Source organism: Sporosarcina gallistercoris (genome assembly GCF_014836415.1).
GTDB lineage: Bacteria > Bacillota > Bacilli > Bacillales_A > Planococcaceae > Sporosarcina > Sporosarcina gallistercoris.
On record NZ_JACSQY010000010.1, the window covers coordinates 115,129 to 138,749 of the forward strand.

Genomic DNA, 23,621 nt, shown 5'->3' on the forward strand with positions numbered 1-23,621 from the left:
CGGTTTTCTAGATTTATGAGCACTTTGACGAGTTTATGAGCGGTTTTCTAGATTTATGAGCACTTTGATGAGTTTATGAGCGATTTCCAAGATTTATGAGCACTTTGACGAATTTATGAGCGATTTCCTAGATTTATGAGCACTTCGACGAGTTTATGAGAGGTTCCAAAAATTATGAGCACTTCGACGAGTTTAGTACTTTCTCGTCCGGTGAATTCCACTCAGGCGAACACAAGTCCGCACTCAACAAGCGAAGCGCTCCCAATCAATCTCTTGAACTGCAGTCTGTTGCCAATGATTCCGGATTCATTCCAATCTATGCAACAACGAACCAAAAAGATGTTTGGCATCTGCCAGTCGATGCGGATCAATCTGCAGCAGGATGACTGTTGCTGGGCCGGCCGAACATGTGACGTCGAGTGGACTGTCCACCCCGCGAGTCGCGTCTCCAGTGAGCGCTTGCCATTCCGCCAAAATCCCTTTTGAGCCAACTGGCCAGATTTGCTGAATGAGTCCATTGTGACGTGCTTTGGCAAGAACGGCGAGTGACGCAATTTCGGATTCCCGTGTTAGCACTTCTCCACCGACAAGAGGTGTTCCGTATGTATACCAATTTCCGTTTGAAGGTGCAGTCGTATCCACTGCCCGCCTACCCATAACTGTCACGGCAACGGCGGATTGACGAAGTGACATGTTCGTTTCGCTGCTGCCGGTGATCGGCGGTACAGCGGCACAAATTTCATCAAAAACATCCTGGATCCCTTTGCAGTATCGGTCCCAGCTGGCGTCTCCACTGAAATTATGAAGCAGCACCGCTTCCGGTTCCGCATTCGCCGCCCACTGTTCGAGCAGGGCGACGCGGGTTGCGAAACGCGCGGTGATGCGGTCAGGAGCCGCAACGAGGTCGGCTGCTTTCTCCCCGATGCCGCCTGAATTATCGGTCGTGACAATCCAGTCGCCGAGCTGAATCGCATTCCGGTATGCGATCATTCGCCCGCGTTATCCTTTTTGTCTTTCGCTCCTGTCCGGAACACTTTCGCGCTGCGGACGTATTCGTTATCCGAAACGTTTGCCCGCTTGTTGACAATACGCGCTGCAACGAATAAATAGTCCGAAAGACGGTTCAAATAGCGCTGAACCGTAGCTGGCACGTCTTCTTCATTCTTCATAAGTGTCACGGTGATCCGTTCTGCGCGGCGCGTGACTGTCCGGCAAATGTGAAGTGACGCAGCTGCATGTGTTCCGCCAGGCAGGATGAATTTCTCGAGTGGCGGCGCTTCTTCCATCAGCTCGTCAATGCGTTGTTCGAGCACTTCAATCGGCTCATCGGACAATTTGTAATGACGTTCTTTCATGACGTTCGCGAGATCTCCACCCCCGTCAAAGAGCTCGTTTTGCACCGCTTCAAGGTCGTCGAAAATATCCCGGCACGTTTCCGGATCGAGTTCCGCCATCGCTTTTCCGATGAATGAATTCAATTCATCGATTGTGCCATATGCTTCAACGCGTAAGCTGTCTTTGTCCACCCGACCTCCGATTAAGCTCGTTTGACCTTTATCCCCTGTTTTTGTATAGATTTTCATAGGTTATCTCCCCTTCACTTCAATTTTTGCGGGATCCCGTACCAGACCCGAGTGACCTCAATAGCCACTTTCATTAAATGCTGATTCAACCTTCCACATGCATCACGAAGTGCCCGTTCTTGCGCATCCATCGGCACGATTCCTCTACCGATATCCGTTATGATGAGCGTGATACTTTTTCCTGCTAAAGCATTGAGGAACTCACGGATCGCTTTCTCCTCATCTTCCAGACGCGTTGCCATCCACTGTTCAACGCTGCATATGACAGCGGGTTGTTCAGCAGACAGCTCGCTCAACTCCCTCAAGACAAGCGGCTTTTCATCCCCGAACCATCTGGCCTCCGAAGACATCATTTCCCGGACGAATTTCCGTTTTCCGTTAGCCGCTCCACCGATAACGATGTGCATCGCTGTCCCTCCTTCCACTGTCCCTCTGTCTTCCAATGAAACCGGTAAACAACTCCATGCGGGACTTCCCATGACCAGAAATCACGTGGTTCCGGTGCGAATCGTTCGAGCAGCAACCGAATCGGACCGCCATGGGTAACGAGGCGCGCACCCGGAGGTAAATGTTGAAACGCTTCCACTACACGTGCTTCTACTTGTCGCAACGATTCGCCCCCAGAAGGTGCTAACGCCGTCGGATCCTCCACCCAACTCCGGTAATGTGAATACCTTTCAAGTTGTGTGTACGTTTTCCCTTCAAATTCGCCAAAATTACATTCCCGGAAACGGGGGTCGGACTGATAGGTTGCGTTCGGAAACAGCAATGCTGCAGTTTGTCTCGTCCTTAGTAAATCACTGCCGTATACTTCAGTACACTCAGTATCGTAAGGCTCTAAAGCAGTCGGCACAATCGGTTCGTCCGTCCACCCGATGTATTGCCGTTTTCCATTACCGATTGTCGGCAAATGACGGATTACAATGAACTCAACACCGCAAACCATAGCACGACCTCCATTCCTTCGATGAACGCACCGCTTAAATCACCTGTGACGCCTCCAAAGTTACGAACGGTCCACGATCGATACAGCAGAAGTGAAACACCGATTAGACCCGCCATGACAATCGGCAGAATGGCTGTTTCCAAAACTTTTCCCATAGCGATCATCCCGACACTGATGCATACAATCGTCCAAACAATGAGCGGCTTGCGATTCAGTTTTTCTAGAAAGAAAACCGCCATGCCGCTTGTTTTTGCAGGCTTGGTCGAGACAAAGTAAAGCACCATGGCGCCCCGGGCAAGAAATGGAACTGCGACGAGGACGTAAACGCTTGCTTGACCCGTTGCAATCAATTCTTGCAGCAGTGCAAATTTCAATAGGATGAACACTATGAGCCCAAGCGTACCGAATGCGCCGATTCTCGGATCTGCAAGAATTTCATGTCGGCGCTTCTGATCCCGAAAAGAAAAATAGGCGTCGCTCGTGTCAGCGACTCCGTCCAAATGCAAGCCGCCAGTTAAGGCGATTCCGACAACTAGTGTTAGGACGCTTGCGAGAATAGACCCGAATCCGAGCCACTCACTTAGTAAAATACTCGCAGTCATTGCAAGTCCGACCAGCGCACCGACAAATGGCAGCGCACCATACATCGCCGTGATGTGACGGCGTTCCATCGGCAATTCTTTTCGGACGGGGATGCTTGTGAAAAACTGGAGTGCCAGTAGAATTCCGTTCATCTGCTCGCCCCTTCCACTCCGATAATCCCTTTCAGTAATGGCCAGTTGATATGCTGAAGAACGTGCTCAGACCATTCTTCATACGGATCCGTCCCGCTTGGTGCTTGTGTTTCTGGTGTTTCGGGTTTCTCGGTGTCTTCCTCTGCAATTCCGTGGTTAGCTTTGTATGGCAGCACTCCTGCAACCGGAATGCCTGTATAGGATTCTATGAATTCAATGCCCTCTTGGAATCCCGCGGAATCCCCTTTGAATTTATTGATAACAATCGCTTTCACCCGATTTCGTTCGGATGGCTGCAGCAATTCAAGCGTGCCGACTATTGATGCAAAAACGCCACCTCGATCGATATCCGCTACGAGTAAGACCGGTACGTCCGCCAGTTCAGCAACTCGCATGTTCACTATGTCCCTTGCGCGTAAATTCATCTCCACTGGACTTCCGGCCCCTTCGATGACAAGCGCGTCGAAAGAGGTGCTTAAGGAATCGAGTGACTGTTCAATCGCTTGGATCGCCCGTTCGTAATACACGTCACGGTAAGCCATGCCGCTCGCCGGCTCGAGTGGCTGTCCACAAAAGGTGCCTTTCAGTGTTCCGTCCGCTCCCGGCTGCAAAATGATTGGGTTCATGTCCGCAGTCGGTTGTGTCCGGGCTGCTTCTGCTTGGATGAATTGTGCGCGGCTGATTGGTGTTCCGTCCACAGCATATTCCATATAGGGTGATAAATTCTGGGATTTGAATGGCGCAACGCGGATGCCATCATTCGCAAGCAAGCGGCAAAGCGCTGTACAGACGAGGCTTTTGCCTACGTCTGACGCGGTTCCCATGACCATGATTCCGTTCATCCGTGCATCCTCCTTTGCTTATGGACAATCGGTAATCCACTATCCATTTCAATCGCGGCATCCGCTTTCTCAACAATTGCTTGGTGCAATGCGCCCAGTATTTGTGTATACGTTCGCGTGATTTCCTCGGTCTTTGGAGATTCATCAAACACTTCGTTGGATACAATGACAAGTTGGTTCGTCTGATTTTGAATACGGTCGATTGTCTCGAGCAACGTAGCGACTTTTCGTTCCATGCATTCATGCTTCAAAATACAGGGCTCACCGGATTCCCAACCTTCAAACGCTTCGTTTCCAAGCCATGTTGTTACGCAGTCCCATAGGACATGGTCGTCAGGCTGCAAGTTAGGCAGCACATTCTCAAGATGCGTGGGCTGCTCAATCGTTGTCCAGCCATCATCCGCTCGATCGGCTCGATGGCGTGCAATCCGCTCTGCCATTTCTTCGTCGGTTGCGGTGCCGGATGCGATATATACGAGCCGACCTCCTGTTTTTGCTGCTTCCGTTCGAACAAGCTGTTCTGCATAAGCACTTTTCCCGCTTCTCACTCCTCCGCTTATGAAAGTGAGCGTACTTCGGGTTTCATTCAAAATAGGGGTCAGTGCGGTCCGTAGGGTCTCCATGTCGCAGGCGGACTTCAACCCAATGCGGAGCCAACGACCATCGAGCCCTTTGAAGTTTTCGGTATGGCGGACGACGATGCCTTGCTTCAGCAACTCGGTGAACACTTCATTGGCAGGAAGATGTGCAGGCGGTTGGAATAGGAGGTAATTCGCTGCAGAATCAATGACTTTACATTGGTATGACGCTAAAAAGGCTGTCATCTTCAAGCGTTCCTCGGCTGCTTGCCTAATGGCACGTTCGCGATAATCTGCCTGCTGCAGACAAATCGTACCGAGCTGTGCCGCGATTGCATTGATATTCCAATGAGGTGCTATTCGGCTGATGTTTTCAATACGGTCGGGATGCGCAACCGCATACCCGAGCCGGATGCCTGGAATGGCGTACAATTTCGTCATCGAGCGGATAACGATCACATTCGGGTAGTTCCCAATTTCGGGAATGAACGATAAGGTTTCATCGACCCAATCCATGAACGCTTCGTCCAAAACGACATCACAGGAAAAAGCAATCGCATGTTGAATGAGCGCGATTAAGTCTGTTCGGCTTGGTAAAACCCCCGTCGGATTGTTAGGTGTGCATATGTATAGGACGTCCGCGGTCCTGATAGCTGTTTTGAGTTCGTCGATAGGTAAAGTGAAGCCGTCTTCTTCGTGCGCTTGGATGTGTGTAATGTGCGCCCCAGCTGCGGTTAATGTCGCTTCGTATTCGGAGAACGTCGGGTGGATAAGAATTGCCCGCTTTCCACGGTATCGATCGGCGACGAGTGATAGGAGTTCAGCCGCTCCATTTCCGAGAACGAGTTGGGAGACATCGATGCCGTGAAACTTTGCGACAGCTGTGCGGAATGGTTCTCCGTTCGGATCTGGATAGCGTGCAATTTCTGGCAGAAGTTCGCTCCATCCTGTCTGGATTGCTGCAGGCGGACCTGCTGGATTGCAGTTTTCACTGAAATCGAGCACGTGCGCCGGCTGTTTCAGATTCAGTGTTTCGTATAGTTTGTGCGGGTTCGCGCCATGGTTAGGCAGTGGCATAGATGATCCCTCCGATGATGATGCCGAGCACCCAAACACCGGATGCCGCGCGGTTTAGTTGGACAAGTGTTTGATTGATATGGATGCCGGTCAGTTTTTTTAAGTTCGGACCGAATTCCGGACGATGGGACGTGACCCCGTTGTATGTATTCGTGCCGCCAAGCTGAACGCCGAGTTGCCATGCGGTTGCGGCTTCCAGATAGCCGCTGTTCGGGCTCGGGTGCTTCTTGGCATCCGTTCGCCAGCCTTCAAATCTCTTGCGGAGTGGAATGCCACCTTCATTTGGCGAAAGGACGAGGATCAGAAAGCCGGTTATTCTGGATGGAATGAAGTTCAGAACGTCGTCAGCACGAGCAGATGCCGTTCCGAATTCGCGATAGCGATCGTCTTTGTAGCCGACCATGGAGTCCAATGTGTTCACCGATTTATACAACCACAGCCCAGGTGCACCGAGTAGAAATGAGAAGAAAAGGGGTGCCGTGACGCCGTCGGAGATATTTTCAGAGACCGTTTCTACGACGCCTCTCGTGACTTCGGATTCACTCAACGTGTCTGTATCTCTCCCTACAATCCAAGACAATTTTTTGCGGGCTTCTTTCATGTCACCTGCTGCAAGCGGTCTCGAGACGTCAAGTGCTGCAATGCGCAAACTTTTTTGTGCGAGCCCGATGGAGATGAAGACACTTTCCACCGCGATTCCGATAACGGGATGCCACCAGTAGGCTGCGACAGTGAAGATGGCAACGAGTAAGAACGTCGGCAGGACGATAAGGACTAGCAAGAGAGCCCCTTTTGCAGTGCGACGACTTCCGTTATTCAGAAAATTTGTGAGTTTTGTAATATACGTTCCGAGCCATCGGACAGGGTGCGGCCAGTTTGGCGGATCGCCGATAATCCGATCCAGATAGAATCCGAGTGTAACCGCGAGTAGATGCGCTAGGATCAGTCCTTCCATCCTTTCGCCTCCTTGTACGTCTTGATGGCGCGGATTGTACATTCATAGACACCCGTCCCGATCAATTTCCCAAGCGGAGTGATGGGCCCTGCATATGGGAGTTCTTTTCCCGTTTGCGTTGCTGCGACGAGGAGACTATCCGTTGAGGTTCCTGTTGCTTGTGTTCCAGTTAACGGATCGAGCACGTTTTCCGTCTGAAGCGCGCGTGTTTTCGCTTCAGTTGCGGTGATCATCGCTTGGATGAACGCCTCATCGGAAAGTCGCCCGTTGACGATGATCCACGTGTTTATCGTACCGACACGTATGTCCCTTTCACGCGCTTTTGAGACGTCGACTGCATTGCCGACGCCTGCTGTGACAGCGATGACGATGGACACTCCTTCATCCGCAAAACTTTCAATTTCAGCATGGAGTGTTTGCACAGCTGTCATCATACCGACTGTATCAGTAAGATGATGACCCCGTTTTTCAAGGTAGTCTTCCATTTCCGTTTTCACATCATCACAATCATAAGTTGCGTCGACATGACGGTTTACGAATGTAGTGTACCAGCCCGTCCCTGGATTATGGACAGCGGATGAAACCGTTTTGAGCGACTGCGGTGCTTGGAATAGTACACTGTCTGGGGTGACGGTGAACTGGGTTTCATCCACAATATAAGACTCTCGGGTTTTACCGTTCATAGCCGGCAGCAACGTCATTTGTGGCTTTGGCAATTCCGGATGGGCTTGTGTTTTGACCGCAGCATTGTAAACAGATTGAATAATCGGCTCCCTTACAACGTCTTGCGGCAAACCGATTTTCGCGATTTCACCGTGTTCCATGAGTAATAACCGGTCGCAATAGAGCGCAGCCAAGTTGACGTCATGGAACACGGAAACGACGGTTTTGCCTTCGTCGACTGCAAGACTTCGAACTGTGTCCAGCAATTGCTGCTGGTAGGCGATATCGAGATGATTCGTGGGTTCATCCAACAACAGAAGCGGGGCTTGCTGGGCTAGGGCTTGCGCGACAAATACGCGCTGCTGCTCTCCGCCGGATAACGATTCGATGAGGGTGTTTGCGTAGCGTGCGACCCCTGTCCGTTCCATTGCGTGGTTCACGGCCGCTTCGTCTTCTGCGCTCCACGAGGAGAAAAGCCCCGTTTGGTACGGATAGCGCCCGAGTTCGACGGTTGCTCGGACAGTATGCGAAAACGCATGGGCGTGCATTTGCGGAAGTACTGCCACGTTGCGCGCAAACGCTTTCGGCGAATAATTGCCTGCTGGTTTATCCGCGATTTCAACGCTTCCTGCTTGTTTCGGCAAGATACCTGAAATCATTTTGAGAAGTGTCGACTTCCCGCTGCCGTTCGGGCCTAGGATGCCAAGTATTTCCCCAGGTTGTACGTCGAATGACACGTTTTTCACGATCGGTTCTTTGCCATACCCACCTGTTAAACCTTGTACATGCAACATTACGCAGCCCCCCCTTTCCGTTGTCGATAAAAGATGAATGCAAATACTGGTGCGCCGATGAATGCGGTGATGACACCTACGGGCAGCTCTGTCGGCGAAATGATCGTGCGCGCAATGAGGTCACAGATGATGAGCAGCGTCGCCCCATTCATGAACGATAGTGTAAGTAGATGACGATGGTCCGCTCCCCAAAGCAGGCGCGTCATATGGGGGACGACAAGTCCGACGAAACCGATTGTTCCGGAAACGGATACGGCTGCACCTGTTAAGATCGAGCCTCCGATTAAGATGACGAGTTTCCGGCGTTTCACGTCTACACCTAAGTGTTTCGCCCTGTCTTCTCCGAATAGCATCGCGTTCAGTTCCCTCCGGTTCATCCACAAAAGAAACGAACCGATGATTGTGAATGGGAGAATCATATGGATGTAATTCCAGCCACGCATCGAAACGCTTCCTAGGAGCCAACCGATGATTTGACGGAGCTCTTCACCTGTAAGCGCAATCATTAGTGACAGTACGGAGCCGAGGAATGAGCCGAAAATGATTCCTGTTAAGATGATCGTTTCCATGTTGAGACCACGGTCGACGAGCTTCGCAAAGCTGAGGACAAGAAACATTGTGATTGCGGCACCGGCCATACTGAAAACAGGGAGCGTGTAGAGACCGAGAACGGGAATACTAATGCCGAAAAAGAGCGTCATCACAGCACCTACAGAGGCGCCGGATGACACTCCGAGGGTGTAGGGATCTGCAAGTGGATTTTTAAGCAGCCCTTGGAATGCAGCACCCGCAATGGCGAGCGACGCACCAACGAGTCCCGCCAGGATAACACGCGGCATTCTGATTTTCCATAGAATATTGGTCGCAGTCGTGTCCGCCCCTTGGTTCCAAAGTGTGCTGATCGGCACGTGGACAGATCCGATGGATACACCGAGGCCAACTGCCGTCACAAGAACGGCAGCTGAAACGATGTAGGCAATCAGTGGTTTTCTCACTTGAATGCCTCAGGATAAACTGCTTTCGCGACTTCTTCGAGTCCTTCGGAAAGACGCGGACCTGTGCGGCTCGTTAGGTTGGCGTCGACTTGTACGACTTGGTCTTCTTTGACTGCAGTAATGTCAGCGAAACCGTCACGTTTTTTGATGGTGTTGATAACGTCAGGCGTGTAGTCGTGCATGATGACCATGACGTCCGGATTCTGTTTGACGATCTCTTCGGGACTGATCATGATCCAACCTTCTTCTGTCACGACGTTTTCAGCACCGATTTTGTCGAGGATTTCTTGCATGAATGTATTTTTACCAGGTACATAGATTTCAGGTACGTCAGATGTTTCTACGATGACACGTTTCGGCGTTTCGATGTCAGCTGTTTTCGCAACGACTTCTTCCACTTTCGCTTTCATGTCTTCAACGATTTTCGAGGCTTCTTCCGGCTTGTTTGTTGCTTCACCGATTGCTGCGATTGTGCTGTACGTTTCATCGAAGTTCATCGCATTTTTCACGACGTACACCGGGATTCCCGCATCGCGTATTTGCTGATAGCCGGCTTCCGAACCTGGAAGTGACATTTCGTGTCCGAAAACGATATCGGGATTCATGGAGATGATTTTTTCGATATTGAGGTTCATGTCACCAATTTTTTCTTTTTCGTTTGCTGCTTCCGGATAATCGGAATAGTCATCTACTGCAACGATTTCGTCATCAAGTCCAAGTTCAAAAAGAATTTCCGTGTTACTTGGAAGTGTCGAAATGATGGTTTCCGGTGCTTTTTCAAGTATGATTTCTTTGCCTGTTGCATCGGTTACCGTCATCGGATAGGTGACGGCATCTTCACTTGCTTCTGAATCGGATCCGTTATCTTTGCCGGATTGCTCCGTCGATGCTGCGTTGTTGTCTGTTCCCTTGTCTTGGTTGTCGTCTGTTCCGCCGCAAGCAGTCAGAAGCAGAACCGCAAGAACGGCTGTGAGCCACAGTTGCCACATTTTTTTCATAATATGTTCCTCCTGTTTTTTCCAAACAAAAATCCCCCGTTTCGTTTCGGAGGATGAGCGCATTGGAAATAAGGCGGACTTCGCCAAATTTCACCATGTCTATCCTCGTAGATCGCGGGTGATTAACGAAAAAAGGCAGGTCTCCTGGCTTGTGCATCGACACTTCATCGGCGCCTTCCCGGAAGTTTTCCGGTGGCAAAAGCGGATGAGCTAGCACGTACAGTGGCGGGACCGCGCCGGAATCTAACCGGCTTCCCTTTTAACCTCGATCGCTCGAGGCACCTTTTTCGTGTTTGTTATGTAATTTGATACATTCCTATTATACAGAAGTGTCTGGAAATGTCGAGAGGACACTGGCGAATATTGTCATAGGATGGGTTCGTGGAGGAATCGGCCGTCTCGCATAGAGTATCAGCCACATGAGCGAATTAATCGGCAGCCGCACACAATTCACCGGATTTGAGGGATTAATTGGCTGCGCTTCGCTTGATTCAAGATAACAGATAGACGGCTTGATGGAATCGGCCAGATTTGAGTGGGTATCGGACAGATGGCTGCAGGAATCGGACACTTCTCGGAAAGAATCCGCCGTTTCGTACAGAGAATCAGCCACATGAGCGAATTAATCGGCAGCCGCACACAATTCATCGGATTTAAAGGATTAATTGGCAGTGTTTCGCTTGATTTTCAACAGACAAAAAAGCCCTCCGTGACTCTATGGAGGGCTTAGCATTGTTGGTTACATACGTTCTGGTGCTGCAACACCTACGAGTTTCAGTGCATTGGCAATCGTCGTGCGTGCTGCTGTGATCAGTGCGAGGCGCGCTTCTGACAGCTCTTTGTTTTCATCATCCAACACTTTTTCCGCATTATAGAAACTGTGGAATGTCGAAGCGAGTTCTTGAATGTATGTCGTGATGCGGTGCGGTGCGCGAAGGCGCGCTGCATCGCTGACGAGTTGTGGGAAGTCCCCGATTTTCTTGATCAAATCAATTTCTTTTTCCGCTTTCAACAGTGAAACGTTGGCAACAGATGCGGATACGCCTTTTTCTTCAGCTGCACGTAAAATCGAAGAGATTCGAGCATGCGCATATTGTGCGTAATATACTGGGTTTTCATTTGACTTTGAAACTGCCAAATCTAAGTCGAAGTCCATTTGTGCATCACCTGAACGCATCGCAAAGAAATAACGGGTTGCGTCTAAGCCGACCAATTCAACGAGTTCGCGAAGCGTGACGGCTTTACCCGTACGTTTACTCATCTTGAATTTTTCTCCGTCTTTATAGAGCTGCACCATTTGTGCCACTTCCACTTCCAACGTGTCACGGTCGTAACCAAGTGCTTGGATTGCCGCTTTCATACGAGGAATATAGCCGTGGTGGTCTGCCCCCCAGATGTTGATGAGTTTATCGAAACCACGGTTCAATTTATCTTCGTGATACGCAATGTCCGGCATTAAATATGTGTAAGAGCCATCGTTTTTAATGAGTACGCGGTCTTTATCGTCACCAAATTCAGTCGAACAGAACCAAGTCGCGCCTTCTTCTTCAAAGACGTGGCCGTTTTCGCGAAGCTTGTTCAGCGCTACGTCAATTTTGCCATCTTTGTATAAGGAAGTCTCTGAAAACCAGACGTCAAATGGTACCCGGAAGTCCGCTAAATCCTGCTGCAGTTTACCTAGCTCGATTTTCAAGCCGAATTCGCGGAAAAATTGATAACGTTCTTCATCGGACACATGCACGAATTTGTCTCCGTTTTCTTCGACGAGTTGCTTAGCGATCTCAATAATGTCCGGGCCTTGGTAGCCGTCTTCAGGCATTTCTTTTTCTAGTCCGAGTTCTTGGAAGTAACGTGCTTCCACAGAATACGCCAAGTTTTCCACTTGTTTCCCGGCATCATTAATATAATATTCGCGTGATACATCGTAGCCTGCAAAGTCGAGGATGTTGCATAGGGAATCCCCGAGTGATGCGCCTCGTGCGTGCCCTAAGTGCAAGTCGCCTGTCGGGTTGGCTGATACAAACTCAACTTGGATTTTTTCATGATTACCGGAATCATTGCGTCCGTATTGTGCTGATTGGTCGATTACCGTTTTTACGACGTCATCCAGATAATCCTTTTTCAAGACAATGTTCATGAATCCAGGGCCGGCAATGTCGATCGTTTCGATAGATGTACCAGTTTTGTCCAACTTTTCAAGAATTGCTTCTGCAATTGCACGCGGAGGCTTTTTTGCTAATTTGGTGAGCTGCATTGCAATGTTTGTTGCGTAATCGCCGTTTTCTTTACTTTTCGGTGTTTCCAGCATGATAGCTGGTACGTCCGTTTCTTCTACTAGACCTGTCGCTAGAACTGCGTTGTGTAAGGCGATCTTAACTTCGTGCTGAATCTGTTCTACTGCATTCATAGTGTTCCCTCCGCATAGTGAATAGTTAGTTGGTAACTGCCAAGCAAGGATTGTTCGGAGTGCATGTCGTAATGCACATGGAATTTGCCTGCCTTCTGTTCAGATTGAATGGACAGTTCTTTCGTCACGACGAGCAAGTCCATCGCGAGTGGTCCGTTAGCGTATGTCCCGACACGCTTGCCGTTCAATTCAAATGGCAGTCTCATCCGAATGGCGCCCGTCCGCATTACGAGAGCGTCATTCGGGTCGAGCTTGATCATCGTTTTTATGAGCTCACGATTTTGCTCTTCTTCATAGCGCAAGTATCGATTGCCTGCTTTTTCAACGATGGTCCCCTCTATTTCGAGCTCGTAGATGTCGGTTTCCTGTCCGGGATGTTGGATTGCCGACTTCAACTTAATCTTTACCGGCACAGCCGAGTTTTGCGATCCCATCCGCTCACCGCCTTTGATTTCATATATCTCTCTATTATAGACGTTCGTCAGCCCTTTTTTCAATCATTGCTTGATGAGAGGCGTTTTTTCCAAATCCTCCGTTTAATTTGTCCTGACCTTTCGCATACTACATTCAAATGAGTGTCGAGAAGGATGGGATGATATGCGGCGAACGGACTATGTGAAAAAGAATAAGCGCAGAGCACGGTACCGTTTCGCCGGGCTGCTCGCAATTACAGGGGCTACCGCTCTTTTAACAGTATTTGTCTGCCTTAGATTGTATGCACAAATTGCCGGTCCTCCTTCGTTAAGTGTTCCTGAAGCGTCTATTTTCATGGACCGGAATGATAAGCAACTCGGTGATCGCTTTTCAGGTGAGCGTCGTTATTGGGTCAGCCTTGAAGAAATGTCCCCTTCCCTGATTGACGCGTTCGTAGCTGTGGAGGATAAAAACTTCTACAAGCATAATGGTTTTGACTACAAACGGATTGGCGGCGCTGTACTGAAAGATGTGAAGGCGCGTCGAAAAGTAGAAGGAGCAAGTACGATAACGCAACAGTACGCGCGGAACTTGTATTTATCCAATGAAAAGTCATGGACCCGAAAGGCTAATGAAGCACTCTATGCGTATCGGATGGAGTTATTTTACGATAAAGAAAAGATTTTGGAAGGCTATTTGAATACAGTCTATTTCGGCCATGGAATGTATGGAGTGGAAGCAGCGAGTCGGTACTTTTTCGCAAAATCCGCGAACGAATTGACATTGGAAGAAGCTGCTACAATCGCAGCAATTCCGAAAGGTCCTTCTATTTATTCGCCTGCTGCAGATTTGGAGAAGTCCACGAATCGAAGAAAGATTGTGCTCCGTTTAATGGAAGAACAAGGGTTCATATCGTCCGAGCAGAAAGATCGCGCGGGCGAGCAGGCACTAGCGCTTAAAACAGAGGATTGGTCGGGAACTAAAGATGTTGCTCCCTACTTTTTGAATGAGGTGTGGCAAGAGGCGGAAAAAATCTTGACCGACAAAGGACGATACCCTGCTGAAGGTGGTTGGACCATTAAAACGACGCTCGACTTGAAGCATCAAAAGACGGCAGAAGAAGTAATTGCAGAACGGATGCCCGAGAATGAGTTACAGATTGGGTTTGTTGCAATGAAACCCGAAACCGGTGAAGTGACTGCGATGGTCGGCGGACGGAGTTTTGAAGGCAGCCCGTTTAACCGGGTGACCCAGGCAAAACGGCAGCCCGGCTCTGCGATGAAACCCATTTTATATGCGGCGGCTTTGGAAGATGGATTTAATCCCCTCACGTACATTTCCACAGAGCGGACGATTTTCACGTATGACGATGGTCGTTCCTCCTATGAACCGAGCAACGTGAACGGCAAATTCGGAGATCACCCGATTTCTCTTGCACAGGCTGTTGCCGTGTCGGATAACATATACGCAGTGAAAACGCTGGAAGAGATCGGTTACAAAAAGTACAATACGATGGCGGAAAACTTGGGCATCAATGTGAAGTTCCCGGAATCTCCTGCGGTGGCACTCGGGACGTCTTCTGTGACGCTGTTTGAAATGACGGGTGCGTATAACCGAATTGCGTCTGGAGGAAAGAAAATCGATCCTGTGATGATTCTGTCCATTGAGGATTCTCGTGGAAAGCTTGTCTACGAGCATCCGGAACAGACGAAAAAGCGCGCGATGACTGAACAGAATGCGTTTGTGCTAACGCATTTGTTGACTGGAATGTTTGACCCGGTATTCAATGATTATTTAACGTCCACAGGTATTTCCATGCGCGCGAAACAGTCTCGGCCTTACGCAGCAAAATCCGGAACTACGATTTCCGATCAATACCTGATCGGCTATTCTCCAACACTGACGGCTGGCATTTGGACGGGCTATGATGTCGGGAAACAACTGGAAAACGCTGTCGATAAATCTGTGTCGAAGCAGATTTGGATTGAATTCATGGAAGGAGCTCACGAGGGTTTAATGTCTGAGCCATTTCTTCCGCCAAAAGGTGTGAAAGGCGTGACGGTCGATATCGAAACTGGCGGATTGGCTGTGGAAGGATGCAGCAAGCAGCGGCTCGTTTACATGAAAGAGAGGGATGTCCCCAAGCAGCTTTGCACGGACAAAACATTGCGAGAGTCACGGATGACCGGGTCGAAGAAGGATAAGGGGTTTGAGTTGTTCCCATTTTCGTTTTTTGAGTGAGGGTTGGGGCTGGATTGGTCCCGAGATGACGCTGGAATGAGCGGGTTCGCGGGCGGAACGAGCGGGTTGAGACTAGAAACGAGCGGGTTCGGGCGCGGAACGAGCGGGTTGAGACTAGAAACGAGCGGGTTCGGGCGCGGAACGAGCGGGTTCGGCTCCGGAACGGGCACATTCGCAATTGCTTGAGCTTTGCAAGTGTCCACCAACACTTTTCACGCCTCATCCATCCAGATAAAAATTCCTTCTCATAACAAAAAAGCTTTCTGCCTGTTGGGTCGAACGGGCAGGAAGCTTTTATGTCGGGCGAACCCGAGTGTCCTAGCTTACAATTGCAAGCTATCATTAGTTTACTTCGTTTTGGTAATACATTCAACTACTGATTGCTGACTTTTAGTGATTTGTCATAATCCTTCATAAATGAGGGGACGAATCACTGAGATCGATGTGAAGTTTCGCTTCGCTGTTGTTCCACATGTCTTCGTTATGATCCTTCAGGAAGTCGGCTAGAATTTTTTTCGACTTTTCATCCATATTGTCCACGATGATGCGGCGCTTCATGGATTTATCCATCAAATTCACGTGATCCGCCAAAAGCTTGTAGCCGCGACGTTTTTCTCGATTGACAATCATTTCACAAGACGTCACACCCGCGTAGTACGGTCCATTTTCTTTGAAGTCGATTGTGACCCAGACGAGCCAGTACAACTTGCCGCCCTCTGAGTCTTCACGGTTAGTCGTGAATTTGATGCCCCGCTCGATATCGCTTTTCGCATGCATGGCGCCTATTTGGATGGAAGCGATCTCTTCTTCTGTGTCGATTATGACGGGTGTGATGTTTTCCAATGATAGCGATCCGATGCCAAAGCCTTTATGACCATCCGTCGGGTCGTTCTTTATAATGGTGAACCCTAGCTTCTGTTTCGGTTTTTGTTCGTCTGCCATTTCCGCAAACCCCTTTCTTTCTGGTAGTATAACTACTATACCGAAATTACTGGGAAGGTGGAAATTGTATGCCGTATGTAACTGTTAAAATGTTGGAAGGCCGTACAGAAGAACAAAAGCGTGCGATGGTCGAAAAAGTGACGGAAGCGGTCATGGAAACAGCGAATGCTCCGCGCGAGAACGTCGTAGTGTTCATCGAAGAAATGCCGAAAAACCATTATGCTGTCGGCGGAAAACGCTTGAGCGACCAATAAGAAAAACCGGATGCAGCAAGGGATCCCCTTGCGCATCCGGTTTTTTAGTGGCATGAATTATGCGACAACACAGGCTGCCATTTCTGCAATAAATTCAAAGGCAGCATCCATTTCTTCATCTGAAAAATTCAATTTGTTCTTAACGATACGCACCTTTGCGATTTGCTCGGAGCGATCTAAATGGTCGAAATAGAGCAAAGTGGAGACGAGTTCCAAAAACCTTGAACTTTGGTCATTCAACTTGCTGATGCATGGGGCAAGGGATGCTGCCGGAGCGCCGCCGGTTTCAGAAAACTTAAGCCCGTCTTCTGTTGCGTGGTACGAGTATTGGACGTACGATCCTTTGTCTGTGCATGTTTCATCCAAAAAACCCATCTCACACAATTCTTCCACACGCAGCGTCAGCTCCTCTGAATAGGGGCCGTACATGTGCAATTCGTATTTCTCTACGAAGGGGAACTCCATCTTCTTCAATATGTAGACCATCTTCTGCAGTTTCTTTCTGCCATTCACTTCATCCGCCAGGGAAATCATCTGAACGATTTTCGCGTGTTCCGCAAGCATTGCGCACGCTCCTTTCTAGCCTCTTACTAGCTGTAAAATTTCCTTATAAAGAGGATTGTCCTCTTGTCCTGCTTCTAATATGTCTTCAGGGAAATAGATTTTGTGGTCCGTTCGCCGCTTGCCGGAAATGGCATCGACGATATCGGATGACCGTGACAGTTCACTCAACTCCCCATTTGGAAGTTGTAAGTAGATGGGAACGCGTTCGTTTTCTTCTCCTGGACGATAAAAATCATATGGCAAATCGGAAGAAGAGTCCGTGACTAAATAATATTCAGGGTCAATCCCCGCTTCTTTGAACAATGCATCGAGTTGACCGATTTTGCGATATTCTTTCGCAGGATCGAACTCGGCATATTGAAATAATTTACGATTAATGAATCGACGACATAAGTCAGATAGGATCGGGTCTTGTTCTTTCATCCATAGCTGGAAATATGTAAATAAGACACCTTCATCCAAAGAGATATAGTCTTCAAGTGTAATGGTTTTATCGAAAAAAGACCGGAATGGTGCGGGGTCTTGTTGGAATGAGTAGCTATTCTTATATAGCGACTTTGCGCGATGTAAAATCTTGATGAGAATCACTTCTGCACTACGGGAAACCGGGTGGAAATAGACTTGCCAATACATTTGGTAGCGGCTCATGATGTAATCTTCGACCGCGTGCATGCCACTTGACTTGATGACGACTTGTTCTTCGGCCGGACGCATGACGCGCAAAATCCGCTCCATGTCAAAGTGTCCATATTGAACTCCTGTGTAGTAGGCATCCCGCTGCAAGTAATCCATCCGATCCGCATCGATTTGGCTGGAGATCAAACTGATGACCAGCTTGTCCTTGTAGGTTTTACCGATGACATCGGCTACACGTTGCGGAAATTCCGGACTGACGCGGCTTAGCACGGCATTCACTTCCGTCTCCCCTAGCAAAATCGCTTGCGTGAATTTCTCGTGGTCCAAATCGAATACTTTTTCGAACGCGTGAGAAAACGGCCCGTGTCCGAGGTCGTGCAGGAGTGCAGCGCAAAGTGCTACCAGTCGTTCCTCCTCATTCCACTCTGGACGCCCTCCGAAACCACTGTCGATGATGCGACGGACAATTTCATAGACACCGAGCGAGTGTTGGAACCGACTGTGCTCTGCTCCATGGAAAACGAGATACGTTGTGCCGAGCTGCCGGATCCTGCGCAGCCGCTGGAATTCCCGTGTGCCGATGACATCCCAAATAACGCGATCTCTCACATGAATATAGCGGTGTACGGGGTCTTTGAACACCTTTTCTTCAGCCAGTTTCTCATGCTCGTACGACATATCGCACCTCCGTTCAACGTTTATCTAGTATACCAAAAATCAGTAAGTCCGACAGCTGCAAATGGCACATTCGAAAAAAGATGAAAGTATCAATCTTTTGTTCTGTATAAAATTCTCGCGTGCTGTCCATGCTGTCAGTAGAAAGAGAGAACGAATTATGGGAGGCATTGGAGATGGTTAAAATTAGACAAGACGCATGGTTGGAAGAAAATGATACGTTACTGGCAGAAACGGTATTACGACACGTTCGTGAAGGAAGCACGCAATTAAGTGCATTCGAAGAGGTTGGGGATGCGTTGAATCGAACAGCAGCGGCATGTGGTTTTCGTTGGAACGCTGTGGTTCGACAAGATTATGAGAAAGAGTTGGCCCAAGCGAAGAAAGAACGCAAGCAAGCATTGCGTGTGCTAGGTTCAGATTTCAAACGTCGTGCGACACCTCTTTTTTCTGTGCAAACTAAGGATGAAGAACAGCGTGCAGTATCGGTTCCACTGTCTGCCCTTTCCATGGATACTGTGATTGCATACTTAATTCGCATGCATCATTCGGGTGGTATCAATAACGATGCACTGCGCTGGCAGCAAACCGCAAAAACCGCACAAGCCCGTGTGAATGAACTTGAAAAGACGATAGAGCGTTTGAAGAAAGACAACAAGACAATCCGGGATGATTACGAGCAATTCGTTGAAATCATGAACCGAGCACGTCGTCTCGTTACGTTGAATGAAGAAGAAGAGCATACCGCTCCTGCATTCAAAATGGAACAGAACGGAAATTTAATCTCAAAAGAACCCCCTATTCATTGAAATAGGCGGTTCTTTTTTTCATGTTTTTGTTAAACTGGGGTGATCATTTTGGCATTACGTTCAACGACACGATTCAAGTAATACGTATAGAGTTCCAGTTCCTCATCTCGGAAACCTCCGGACTGGACGTTATCTGCAAGGTGATGGAGCTGTTGCTGGATTCGCAAGTTGACATCCTGGACAGTAAGCGGCTGATCGAGCAATTCGGATAACGACGCCATCGTTTCCGGATGGATGACAGGATAGGCGAATTTCGTCGTCTCTCCCCCAAGCCCCGTTTCATAGAGCCCTTTGACGAGTGATGCCCGCTCGCTTCCGCTGCCTTCGATACATAAGTAGACTTGGACTGCGACGCCTTGTCTCAATCGACGTTGGGAAATACCCGCAAACTTCTTTCCATCGATGCTAAGATCGTAGCTTCCTGGACAATACGACCCTACGATTTCATAAGCCTCGATGCGCTCACCCGCTTCCGGGAACAGCATGCGGATAAATTCCAGCATGACGTCATATCCGACAGAGATATCGATTGACCCGCTGCGCTCGGAAAGTACGATGGAAATGTTGAGCACCCCGCTGTCGAGTACGACTGCAAGGCCACCTGAATTTCGGACGATTGTCTTGTATCCCGCTTCATGGATAGCCGGTAATGCACGTTCCAGATGAGGGAGCCGGTGATCCTGAACGCCGAGTACGATTGTGTTATCGTGCACCCAAGTACGGACTGCGGGAGCGCTCTGGTGTTGGCCGACTAGCTGACAAAGGGTGTCATCCGCTGCGAACGATTCTAGTGCAGATCGACTTTTAGCCGAGAGGGATTCATCTATATAACGCCATGTCGGGATGGATAAATACGATTCGATTGCTGTCATGAATAGACTCCTATATGTGAATGTTTTAGTTTGAATTATCCTCAGTTTACACTACAATCCGTTCCTCTTCCACTCACTTCGGCATGTCGAATTCGTGACATCCGATGTCTTGGCTGAATTGAAGTTGTCCGTTATGGTACACTGGGAAAAGAACGGCTGCCTCGGGGATTTTTCTCCGTCCACCCGTACGAATCTCAATTTAAAGGAGTTCGATTTCTCATGATTGAAGCAGCACAAACTCTGGATGGCTGGTATGTATTACACGACTTCCGTACGATGGACTGGACCTCTTGGAAACTTATTTCCAAAGAAGAGCGCCAGCATGCGGTGGACGAGTTCGTCACGTTTCTGGACAAGCTGAACGTAGCGGATAAAAACAAAACAGGCAGCCATGCATTTTATACAATTGTCGGTCAGAAAGCCGATTTCATGCTAATGACGTTGCGTCCAACGATGGATGAATTGCAGCAGCTTGAAGCCGAATTCAATAAGCTCACGATCGCAGACTTCACTCTTCCTGCATATTCGTACGTATCCGTAGTAGAACTCTCCAACTATTTAGCAGGTGGGGATTCGGATGAAGACCCATACCAAAATCCATACGTTCGCGGACGTTTGTACCCTGAACTTCCACGCAGCCAATATGTATGCTTCTATCCAATGGATAAGAAGCGCGAAGGCGATGTCAACTGGTACATGCTCGATATGGATGTCCGGAAAGAGATGATGCGCAGCCACGGCTTGATCGGACGCAGCTACGCTGGCAAAGTGAAGCAAATCATCTCAGGTTCTGTCGGGTTCGACGACCACGAGTGGGGCGTTACGTTATTCGCAGACGACGTTCTTCAATTCAAAAAATTAATCTATGAAATGCGTTTTGACGAAGTGAGCGCGCGCTACAGCGAGTTCGGCGAGTTCTTCGTAGGGACGATTTTGCAAGATGCTACACGCGCCGATTTCTTCGCGGTGTGAAGATGATTTGTTATACGAGCCGCCCTTGGGAGTGTTCCTGGGGCGGCTTTTTTTGTGGGTTTATTAGCGTTTTCGCTAGGTTATGATCACTTTTCTTGCTTTATGAGCGTTTCCACTGGGTTATGAGCGCGTTTCTTGAGTTATGAGCGTTTCCACTGGGATATGAGCGGGATTTCCACGACAGAAAACGCTTCGCAAGGCGAAGCGCAGCCAATCAATCTTGGTTTTACTTGGCAAGGGTATACGTGGTCGCTTTACGTGTTCCAACTTTTCGCAGCAGCGAACTGGACAGCAGGCGTTTTGCAGTATGCCGGCAAGTCAATCCAGTGAAACTACAGTATTCGCGGTTCGTCAACGACTTTCCGACGAGCATGAAATACTCTTTGATTGCATGCTCATAAGGTGCCCGACCCTTATGCCCGCAAAGTGGACAGCTCCACGTGTCCCCTTCACGAACGATCGCTTGTTCATTTGGACAATTGTGGCAGAGTACCCCATTCATTACTTCATTTGGATAAATACCATATCGTGCAGCAAGTGGAAAAGGGTCATAGTCTTGGTGATCTGTCAGGAATATATGTGCAAGGTGTTGGATATCTTGTTTGGATAGTGTCGGGGATTCAATCGATAATTCTCTAAAAAAAGCAGGCGCTTCGTAATTCGGCAGGATCGGCATAGCTGGCGGTTCTTCGATGAGGATTTCGTTGTTGTGCGCAAACGTGATCAGGCCCGTAACAGGTAGATGAACGTCCCGCGCGTGTAACCAACTGGTCAAAAAGTGGATTTTGCGTTCGACTTCAGCAATTGGATTTCTGAATACTATGCGTGAACCGTTTTGCAACTCTTTTAGAAATTGTGTCGGGTTCGCTTTGACGATGATTTTATCCGCGATATTTTTGACTTCCGTTATGACGACGCGGTCTGGTGCTATGAATAGGGAATCGATTTGAAAGTACACTCCGTTTTGCTGAAGGCTGAGGTCATGCAAGATTGCATGGGGAAAATCAGTATGGACTTCTTTCATGCATCGGTCATACTCTTGCTCCCCTCCAAATCCGGCACGGGCTTTGTACAATTCATCCTGGATGAATCGATACTTCTCGTGTGTTGGAGATAGTCTCCTTGCGAGGGATTCCAATCCTTGTAACTGCATGGATTTTGTTCGCTGTTTAAAGAGCATGAGCAATCTTCCTTTCATTTTCATTGAGGGTAGCTTGTTTCCTGACTGATTGGAATGGCTTTTGCCAAGTTAGCATTTTGGACTGTTTTAAGGTGTCAAACTTGAAGTTTGGCGTATCTATTTTCTCCTATTAAGAGGGCTCCTGTTTCCAAAGAGTAGCTTGTGAACCATTGGTAGGGCTTGATTTGTTGGCGCTTCGCTTATTTTAAGAAGCGTCGGAGGGAATAGCGTAAATTCACGAGAATTGGATGATTTTTCACAAGGTTTTCTAGTGATTGACGAGCGTTTCTGGAGAATTATGAGCGTTTTTTAGAGTTTATGAGCACTTTCCATGATTTATGAGCGTTTCCCAATGTTTATGAGCACTTCCCATGGTTTATGAGCGTTTCCCCATGTTTATGAGCACTTCCCATGGTTTATGAGCGTTTCCCCGAGTTTATGAGCACTTCTCATGATTTATGAGCGTTTTCCCTATGTTTATGAGCACTGCTACAACTCATCAGTACTTCAAAATGATTGGTATGTTTTTGCTGCGCCGTTCATAGGATACGTGTGAGGGGGTTGTCGTGTGGCGGTAATTAAGACGACGGATAAGCAAATCGATTTGCTGGCACGGTTGATGCGCGCGGAGGCGGAAGGCGAAGGCCAGCTCGGGATGCTCATGGTCGGGAATGTTGGTGTGAATCGAGTTCTTGCGGACTGCCTGGATTTCACAGATATTCGCGACCTGGAGGATATGGTATTCCAGCGACCCGGTGGCTTTGAAGCGACGACGAAAGGCTACTTTTACCAACGGGCCCGTGAAGTTGATCGCAAATTGGCAAGACGTGTGGTGAACGGGGAACGTTTCTCGCCTGCTGAAAGATCGCTCTGGTTTTTCATGCCCGCTGGAGATTGCCCAGAGCAATGGTACGGACAATACAACACGGGCCGATACAAATCACACTGTTTCTTCTCGCCAACCGCACAAGATTGCCCAAGAGTTTAACTTTGAAAGGATGATGATATGGTTCAATATCAATGGACACCTAACTATCAGCAACCGCAATATCAGTATCCCCAGCAACAGCAAACCGTTCCACCGCAAGTCACCATTCCGAGCGGACGTCCGCCAGCGGGTGCATTTCGCGAGGAATCATACATCGAGAATATCTTACGGTTAAACCGAGGTAAGGTCGGGACGTTCCACTTTTCATTTGAAAACGCGATGGAAGCAGGCACGAACGTGAAAGCGGTAACCGGCATGGTAGAAGCGGCTGGCCGAGACCACGTGATCCTATCTGAACAAGCGACCGGCAAACGGTTCCTCTTCCCGATGATTTACTTCGACTATGCAGAGTTCAACGAAGAGCTCAATTACTTCCCACAACGGCCATAACAAAAAACACCTGCATCGCTCTCTACAAAAGAGACGGTACTGACCTAAAAAAGTGAGACAAATAAAAACACCTTACGTTGTAAAACGGGTATTGAACCTTAATACATCAACG

25 protein-coding genes and 1 riboswitch are annotated in these 23,621 nt (G+C 48.7%); of the genes, 7 read left to right on the forward strand and 18 right to left on the reverse strand.

Annotation, left to right across the window (positions count from 1 at the left end):
- Positions 1-306: 306 nt before the first annotated feature.
- The 13 genes from H9659_RS12765 to H9659_RS12825 form a co-directional block, all read right to left on the reverse strand.
- Complete coding sequence (locus H9659_RS12765; RefSeq protein WP_191691160.1) at positions 307-990, reverse strand: alpha-ribazole-5-phosphate synthase; 684 nt, start codon at positions 988-990, stop codon at positions 307-309.
- Positions 987-1,583 carry a cob(I)yrinic acid a,c-diamide adenosyltransferase gene (locus tag H9659_RS12770; protein ID WP_191691166.1) on the reverse strand — a complete coding sequence of 199 codons (597 nt, stop codon included), beginning with the start codon at positions 1,581-1,583 and terminating at the stop codon, positions 987-989. Before H9659_RS12770 ends, H9659_RS12765 begins: the two co-directional genes overlap by 4 nt.
- 14 nt (positions 1,584-1,597) lie before the next feature.
- On the reverse strand, positions 1,598-1,990 hold the full coding sequence (locus H9659_RS12775) for a bifunctional adenosylcobinamide kinase/adenosylcobinamide-phosphate guanylyltransferase (protein WP_191691168.1): 393 nt from the start codon (positions 1,988-1,990) through the stop codon (positions 1,598-1,600).
- On the reverse strand, positions 1,933-2,529 hold the full coding sequence (locus H9659_RS12780) for a histidine phosphatase family protein (RefSeq protein WP_191691170.1): 597 nt from the start codon (positions 2,527-2,529) through the stop codon (positions 1,933-1,935). The genes H9659_RS12775 and H9659_RS12780 overlap by 58 nt, the downstream gene beginning before the upstream one ends.
- Entirely contained in the window at positions 2,502-3,263 is a 762-nt protein-coding gene (cobS, locus tag H9659_RS12785) for an adenosylcobinamide-GDP ribazoletransferase (protein WP_191691172.1), read from the reverse strand. Before cobS ends, H9659_RS12780 begins: the two co-directional genes overlap by 28 nt.
- Complete coding sequence (locus H9659_RS12790) at positions 3,260-4,105, reverse strand: cobyric acid synthase (protein ID WP_191691174.1); 846 nt, start codon at positions 4,103-4,105, stop codon at positions 3,260-3,262. The genes cobS and H9659_RS12790 overlap by 4 nt, the downstream gene beginning before the upstream one ends.
- Positions 4,102-5,760, reverse strand: coding sequence for a threonine-phosphate decarboxylase CobD (cobD, locus tag H9659_RS12795; RefSeq protein ID WP_191691176.1), 1,659 nt, complete (start codon positions 5,758-5,760; stop codon positions 4,102-4,104). The genes H9659_RS12790 and cobD overlap by 4 nt, the downstream gene beginning before the upstream one ends.
- Entirely contained in the window at positions 5,747-6,715 is a 969-nt protein-coding gene (cbiB, locus tag H9659_RS12800) for an adenosylcobinamide-phosphate synthase CbiB (protein ID WP_225217830.1), read from the reverse strand. The genes cobD and cbiB overlap by 14 nt, the downstream gene beginning before the upstream one ends.
- A complete protein-coding gene (locus H9659_RS12805) occupies positions 6,703-8,172 on the reverse strand; it encodes an adenosylcobinamide amidohydrolase (protein ID WP_191691178.1) in 1,470 nt (489 codons plus the stop codon). The genes cbiB and H9659_RS12805 overlap by 13 nt, the downstream gene beginning before the upstream one ends.
- Positions 8,172-9,152, reverse strand: coding sequence for a FecCD family ABC transporter permease (locus H9659_RS12810; RefSeq protein ID WP_404828987.1), 981 nt, complete (start codon positions 9,150-9,152; stop codon positions 8,172-8,174). Before H9659_RS12810 ends, H9659_RS12805 begins: the two co-directional genes overlap by 1 nt.
- 11 nt (positions 9,153-9,163) lie before the next feature.
- Entirely contained in the window at positions 9,164-10,165 is a 1,002-nt protein-coding gene (locus tag H9659_RS12815; protein ID WP_191691182.1) for an ABC transporter substrate-binding protein, read from the reverse strand.
- A gap of 117 nt (positions 10,166-10,282) precedes the next feature.
- A riboswitch (cobalamin riboswitch) is annotated at positions 10,283-10,466 on the reverse strand.
- A gap of 438 nt (positions 10,467-10,904) precedes the next feature.
- Positions 10,905-12,572 (reverse strand): arginine--tRNA ligase, encoded by a 1,668-nt coding sequence (gene argS, locus H9659_RS12820; RefSeq protein ID WP_191691184.1) that lies wholly within the window; start codon positions 12,570-12,572, stop codon positions 10,905-10,907.
- The gene (locus tag H9659_RS12825) at positions 12,569-13,006 is read right to left on the reverse strand and encodes a DUF1934 domain-containing protein (RefSeq protein ID WP_191691186.1); all 438 of its coding nucleotides are present in this window, start codon (positions 13,004-13,006) and stop codon (positions 12,569-12,571) included. Before H9659_RS12825 ends, argS begins: the two co-directional genes overlap by 4 nt.
- A 163-nt stretch (positions 13,007-13,169) precedes the next feature.
- Here H9659_RS12825 and H9659_RS12830 point away from each other — a divergent pair, with 163 nt between their 5' ends.
- Both H9659_RS12830 and H9659_RS12835 read left to right on the forward strand, forming a co-directional pair.
- Positions 13,170-15,227: a transglycosylase domain-containing protein gene (locus H9659_RS12830; protein WP_191691188.1), complete on the forward strand. Its 2,058-nt coding sequence runs from the start codon at positions 13,170-13,172 to the stop codon at positions 15,225-15,227.
- A gap of 36 nt (positions 15,228-15,263) precedes the next feature.
- Entirely contained in the window at positions 15,264-15,413 is a 150-nt protein-coding gene (locus tag H9659_RS12835; protein WP_191691190.1) for a hypothetical protein, read from the forward strand.
- Between the two features lie 225 nt (positions 15,414-15,638).
- Here H9659_RS12835 and H9659_RS12840 read toward each other — a convergent pair whose 3' ends face one another.
- Positions 15,639-16,169, reverse strand: a complete 531-nt coding sequence (locus H9659_RS12840; protein ID WP_191691192.1) for a YwhD family protein — start codon at positions 16,167-16,169, stop codon at positions 15,639-15,641.
- 68 nt (positions 16,170-16,237) lie between these two features.
- On the opposite strand from H9659_RS12840, the gene H9659_RS12845 reads away from it, so the two are divergent.
- A complete protein-coding gene (locus H9659_RS12845; RefSeq protein WP_191691194.1) occupies positions 16,238-16,423 on the forward strand; it encodes a 2-hydroxymuconate tautomerase in 186 nt (61 codons plus the stop codon).
- Between the two features lie 57 nt (positions 16,424-16,480).
- Here the strand turns inward: H9659_RS12845 and H9659_RS12850 are convergent, their stop codons facing one another.
- Together H9659_RS12850 and H9659_RS12855 are read right to left on the reverse strand one after the other, a co-directional pair.
- Positions 16,481-16,987, reverse strand: coding sequence for a YwgA family protein (locus H9659_RS12850; protein WP_191691196.1), 507 nt, complete (start codon positions 16,985-16,987; stop codon positions 16,481-16,483).
- Between the two features lie 15 nt (positions 16,988-17,002).
- Positions 17,003-18,301 (reverse strand): HD domain-containing protein, encoded by a 1,299-nt coding sequence (locus H9659_RS12855; RefSeq protein ID WP_191691198.1) that lies wholly within the window; start codon positions 18,299-18,301, stop codon positions 17,003-17,005.
- Positions 18,302-18,474: 173 nt separating this feature from the next.
- Here H9659_RS12855 and H9659_RS12860 point away from each other — a divergent pair, with 173 nt between their 5' ends.
- Positions 18,475-19,107: an RsfA family transcriptional regulator gene (locus H9659_RS12860; protein ID WP_191691200.1), complete on the forward strand. Its 633-nt coding sequence runs from the start codon at positions 18,475-18,477 to the stop codon at positions 19,105-19,107.
- Positions 19,108-19,136: 29 nt separating this feature from the next.
- Here the strand turns inward: H9659_RS12860 and H9659_RS12865 are convergent, their stop codons facing one another.
- Positions 19,137-19,979, reverse strand: a complete 843-nt coding sequence (locus H9659_RS12865; protein ID WP_191691202.1) for a lipoate--protein ligase family protein — start codon at positions 19,977-19,979, stop codon at positions 19,137-19,139.
- A gap of 219 nt (positions 19,980-20,198) precedes the next feature.
- Between H9659_RS12865 and hemQ the strand changes: the two genes are divergently transcribed.
- Entirely contained in the window at positions 20,199-20,951 is a 753-nt protein-coding gene (gene hemQ, locus H9659_RS12870; protein WP_191691204.1) for a hydrogen peroxide-dependent heme synthase, read from the forward strand.
- Positions 20,952-21,177: 226 nt separating this feature from the next.
- Here the strand turns inward: hemQ and H9659_RS12875 are convergent, their stop codons facing one another.
- Entirely contained in the window at positions 21,178-22,131 is a 954-nt protein-coding gene (locus H9659_RS12875; protein ID WP_191691206.1) for a nuclease-related domain-containing protein, read from the reverse strand.
- Between the two features lie 568 nt (positions 22,132-22,699).
- Between H9659_RS12875 and H9659_RS12880 the strand changes: the two genes are divergently transcribed.
- Positions 22,700-23,119, forward strand: coding sequence for a cell wall hydrolase (locus H9659_RS12880; RefSeq protein ID WP_318240730.1), 420 nt, complete (start codon positions 22,700-22,702; stop codon positions 23,117-23,119).
- 18 nt (positions 23,120-23,137) lie between these two features.
- Positions 23,138-23,509: a spore coat protein GerQ gene (gene gerQ, locus H9659_RS12885; RefSeq protein WP_191691208.1), complete on the forward strand. Its 372-nt coding sequence runs from the start codon at positions 23,138-23,140 to the stop codon at positions 23,507-23,509.
- Positions 23,510-23,621: the final 112 nt, after the last annotated feature.

Excerpts from the sequence above, each read along its gene's own strand:
- H9659_RS12805 (WP_191691178.1), bottom strand. The coding sequence starts at position 8,172 with ATGTTGCATGTACAAGGTTTAACAGGTGGGTATGGCAAAGAACCGATC.
- H9659_RS12770 (WP_191691166.1), bottom strand. The coding sequence starts at position 1,583 with ATGAAAATCTATACAAAAACAGGGGATAAAGGTCAAACGAGCTTAATC.
- H9659_RS12815 (WP_191691182.1), bottom strand. The coding sequence starts at position 10,165 with ATGAAAAAAATGTGGCAACTGTGGCTCACAGCCGTTCTTGCGGTTCTG.
- H9659_RS12825 (WP_191691186.1), bottom strand. The coding sequence starts at position 13,006 with ATGGGATCGCAAAACTCGGCTGTGCCGGTAAAGATTAAGTTGAAGTCG.
- cobD (WP_191691176.1), bottom strand. The coding sequence starts at position 5,760 with ATGCCACTGCCTAACCATGGCGCGAACCCGCACAAACTATACGAAACA.
- H9659_RS12780 (WP_191691170.1), bottom strand. The coding sequence starts at position 2,529 with ATGGTTTGCGGTGTTGAGTTCATTGTAATCCGTCATTTGCCGACAATC.
- H9659_RS12855 (WP_191691198.1), bottom strand. The coding sequence starts at position 18,301 with ATGTCGTACGAGCATGAGAAACTGGCTGAAGAAAAGGTGTTCAAAGAC.
- H9659_RS12765 (WP_191691160.1), bottom strand. The coding sequence starts at position 990 with ATGATCGCATACCGGAATGCGATTCAGCTCGGCGACTGGATTGTCACG.
- H9659_RS12845 (WP_191691194.1), top strand. The coding sequence starts at position 16,238 with ATGCCGTATGTAACTGTTAAAATGTTGGAAGGCCGTACAGAAGAACAA.
- hemQ (WP_191691204.1), top strand. The coding sequence starts at position 20,199 with ATGATTGAAGCAGCACAAACTCTGGATGGCTGGTATGTATTACACGAC.
- gerQ (WP_191691208.1), top strand. The coding sequence starts at position 23,138 with ATGGTTCAATATCAATGGACACCTAACTATCAGCAACCGCAATATCAG.
- H9659_RS12875 (WP_191691206.1), bottom strand. The coding sequence starts at position 22,131 with ATGCTCTTTAAACAGCGAACAAAATCCATGCAGTTACAAGGATTGGAA.
- H9659_RS12835 (WP_191691190.1), top strand. The coding sequence starts at position 15,264 with ATGAGCGGGTTCGCGGGCGGAACGAGCGGGTTGAGACTAGAAACGAGC.
- H9659_RS12860 (WP_191691200.1), top strand. The coding sequence starts at position 18,475 with ATGGTTAAAATTAGACAAGACGCATGGTTGGAAGAAAATGATACGTTA.
- H9659_RS12830 (WP_191691188.1), top strand. The coding sequence starts at position 13,170 with ATGCGGCGAACGGACTATGTGAAAAAGAATAAGCGCAGAGCACGGTAC.
- H9659_RS12775 (WP_191691168.1), bottom strand. The coding sequence starts at position 1,990 with ATGCACATCGTTATCGGTGGAGCGGCTAACGGAAAACGGAAATTCGTC.
- H9659_RS12790 (WP_191691174.1), bottom strand. The coding sequence starts at position 4,105 with ATGAACGGAATCATGGTCATGGGAACCGCGTCAGACGTAGGCAAAAGC.
- argS (WP_191691184.1), bottom strand. The coding sequence starts at position 12,572 with ATGAATGCAGTAGAACAGATTCAGCACGAAGTTAAGATCGCCTTACAC.
- H9659_RS12865 (WP_191691202.1), bottom strand. The coding sequence starts at position 19,979 with ATGACAGCAATCGAATCGTATTTATCCATCCCGACATGGCGTTATATA.
- H9659_RS12850 (WP_191691196.1), bottom strand. The coding sequence starts at position 16,987 with ATGCTTGCGGAACACGCGAAAATCGTTCAGATGATTTCCCTGGCGGAT.
- cobS (WP_191691172.1), bottom strand. The coding sequence starts at position 3,263 with ATGAACGGAATTCTACTGGCACTCCAGTTTTTCACAAGCATCCCCGTC.
- H9659_RS12840 (WP_191691192.1), bottom strand. The coding sequence starts at position 16,169 with ATGGCAGACGAACAAAAACCGAAACAGAAGCTAGGGTTCACCATTATA.
- cbiB (WP_225217830.1), bottom strand. The coding sequence starts at position 6,715 with ATGGAAGGACTGATCCTAGCGCATCTACTCGCGGTTACACTCGGATTC.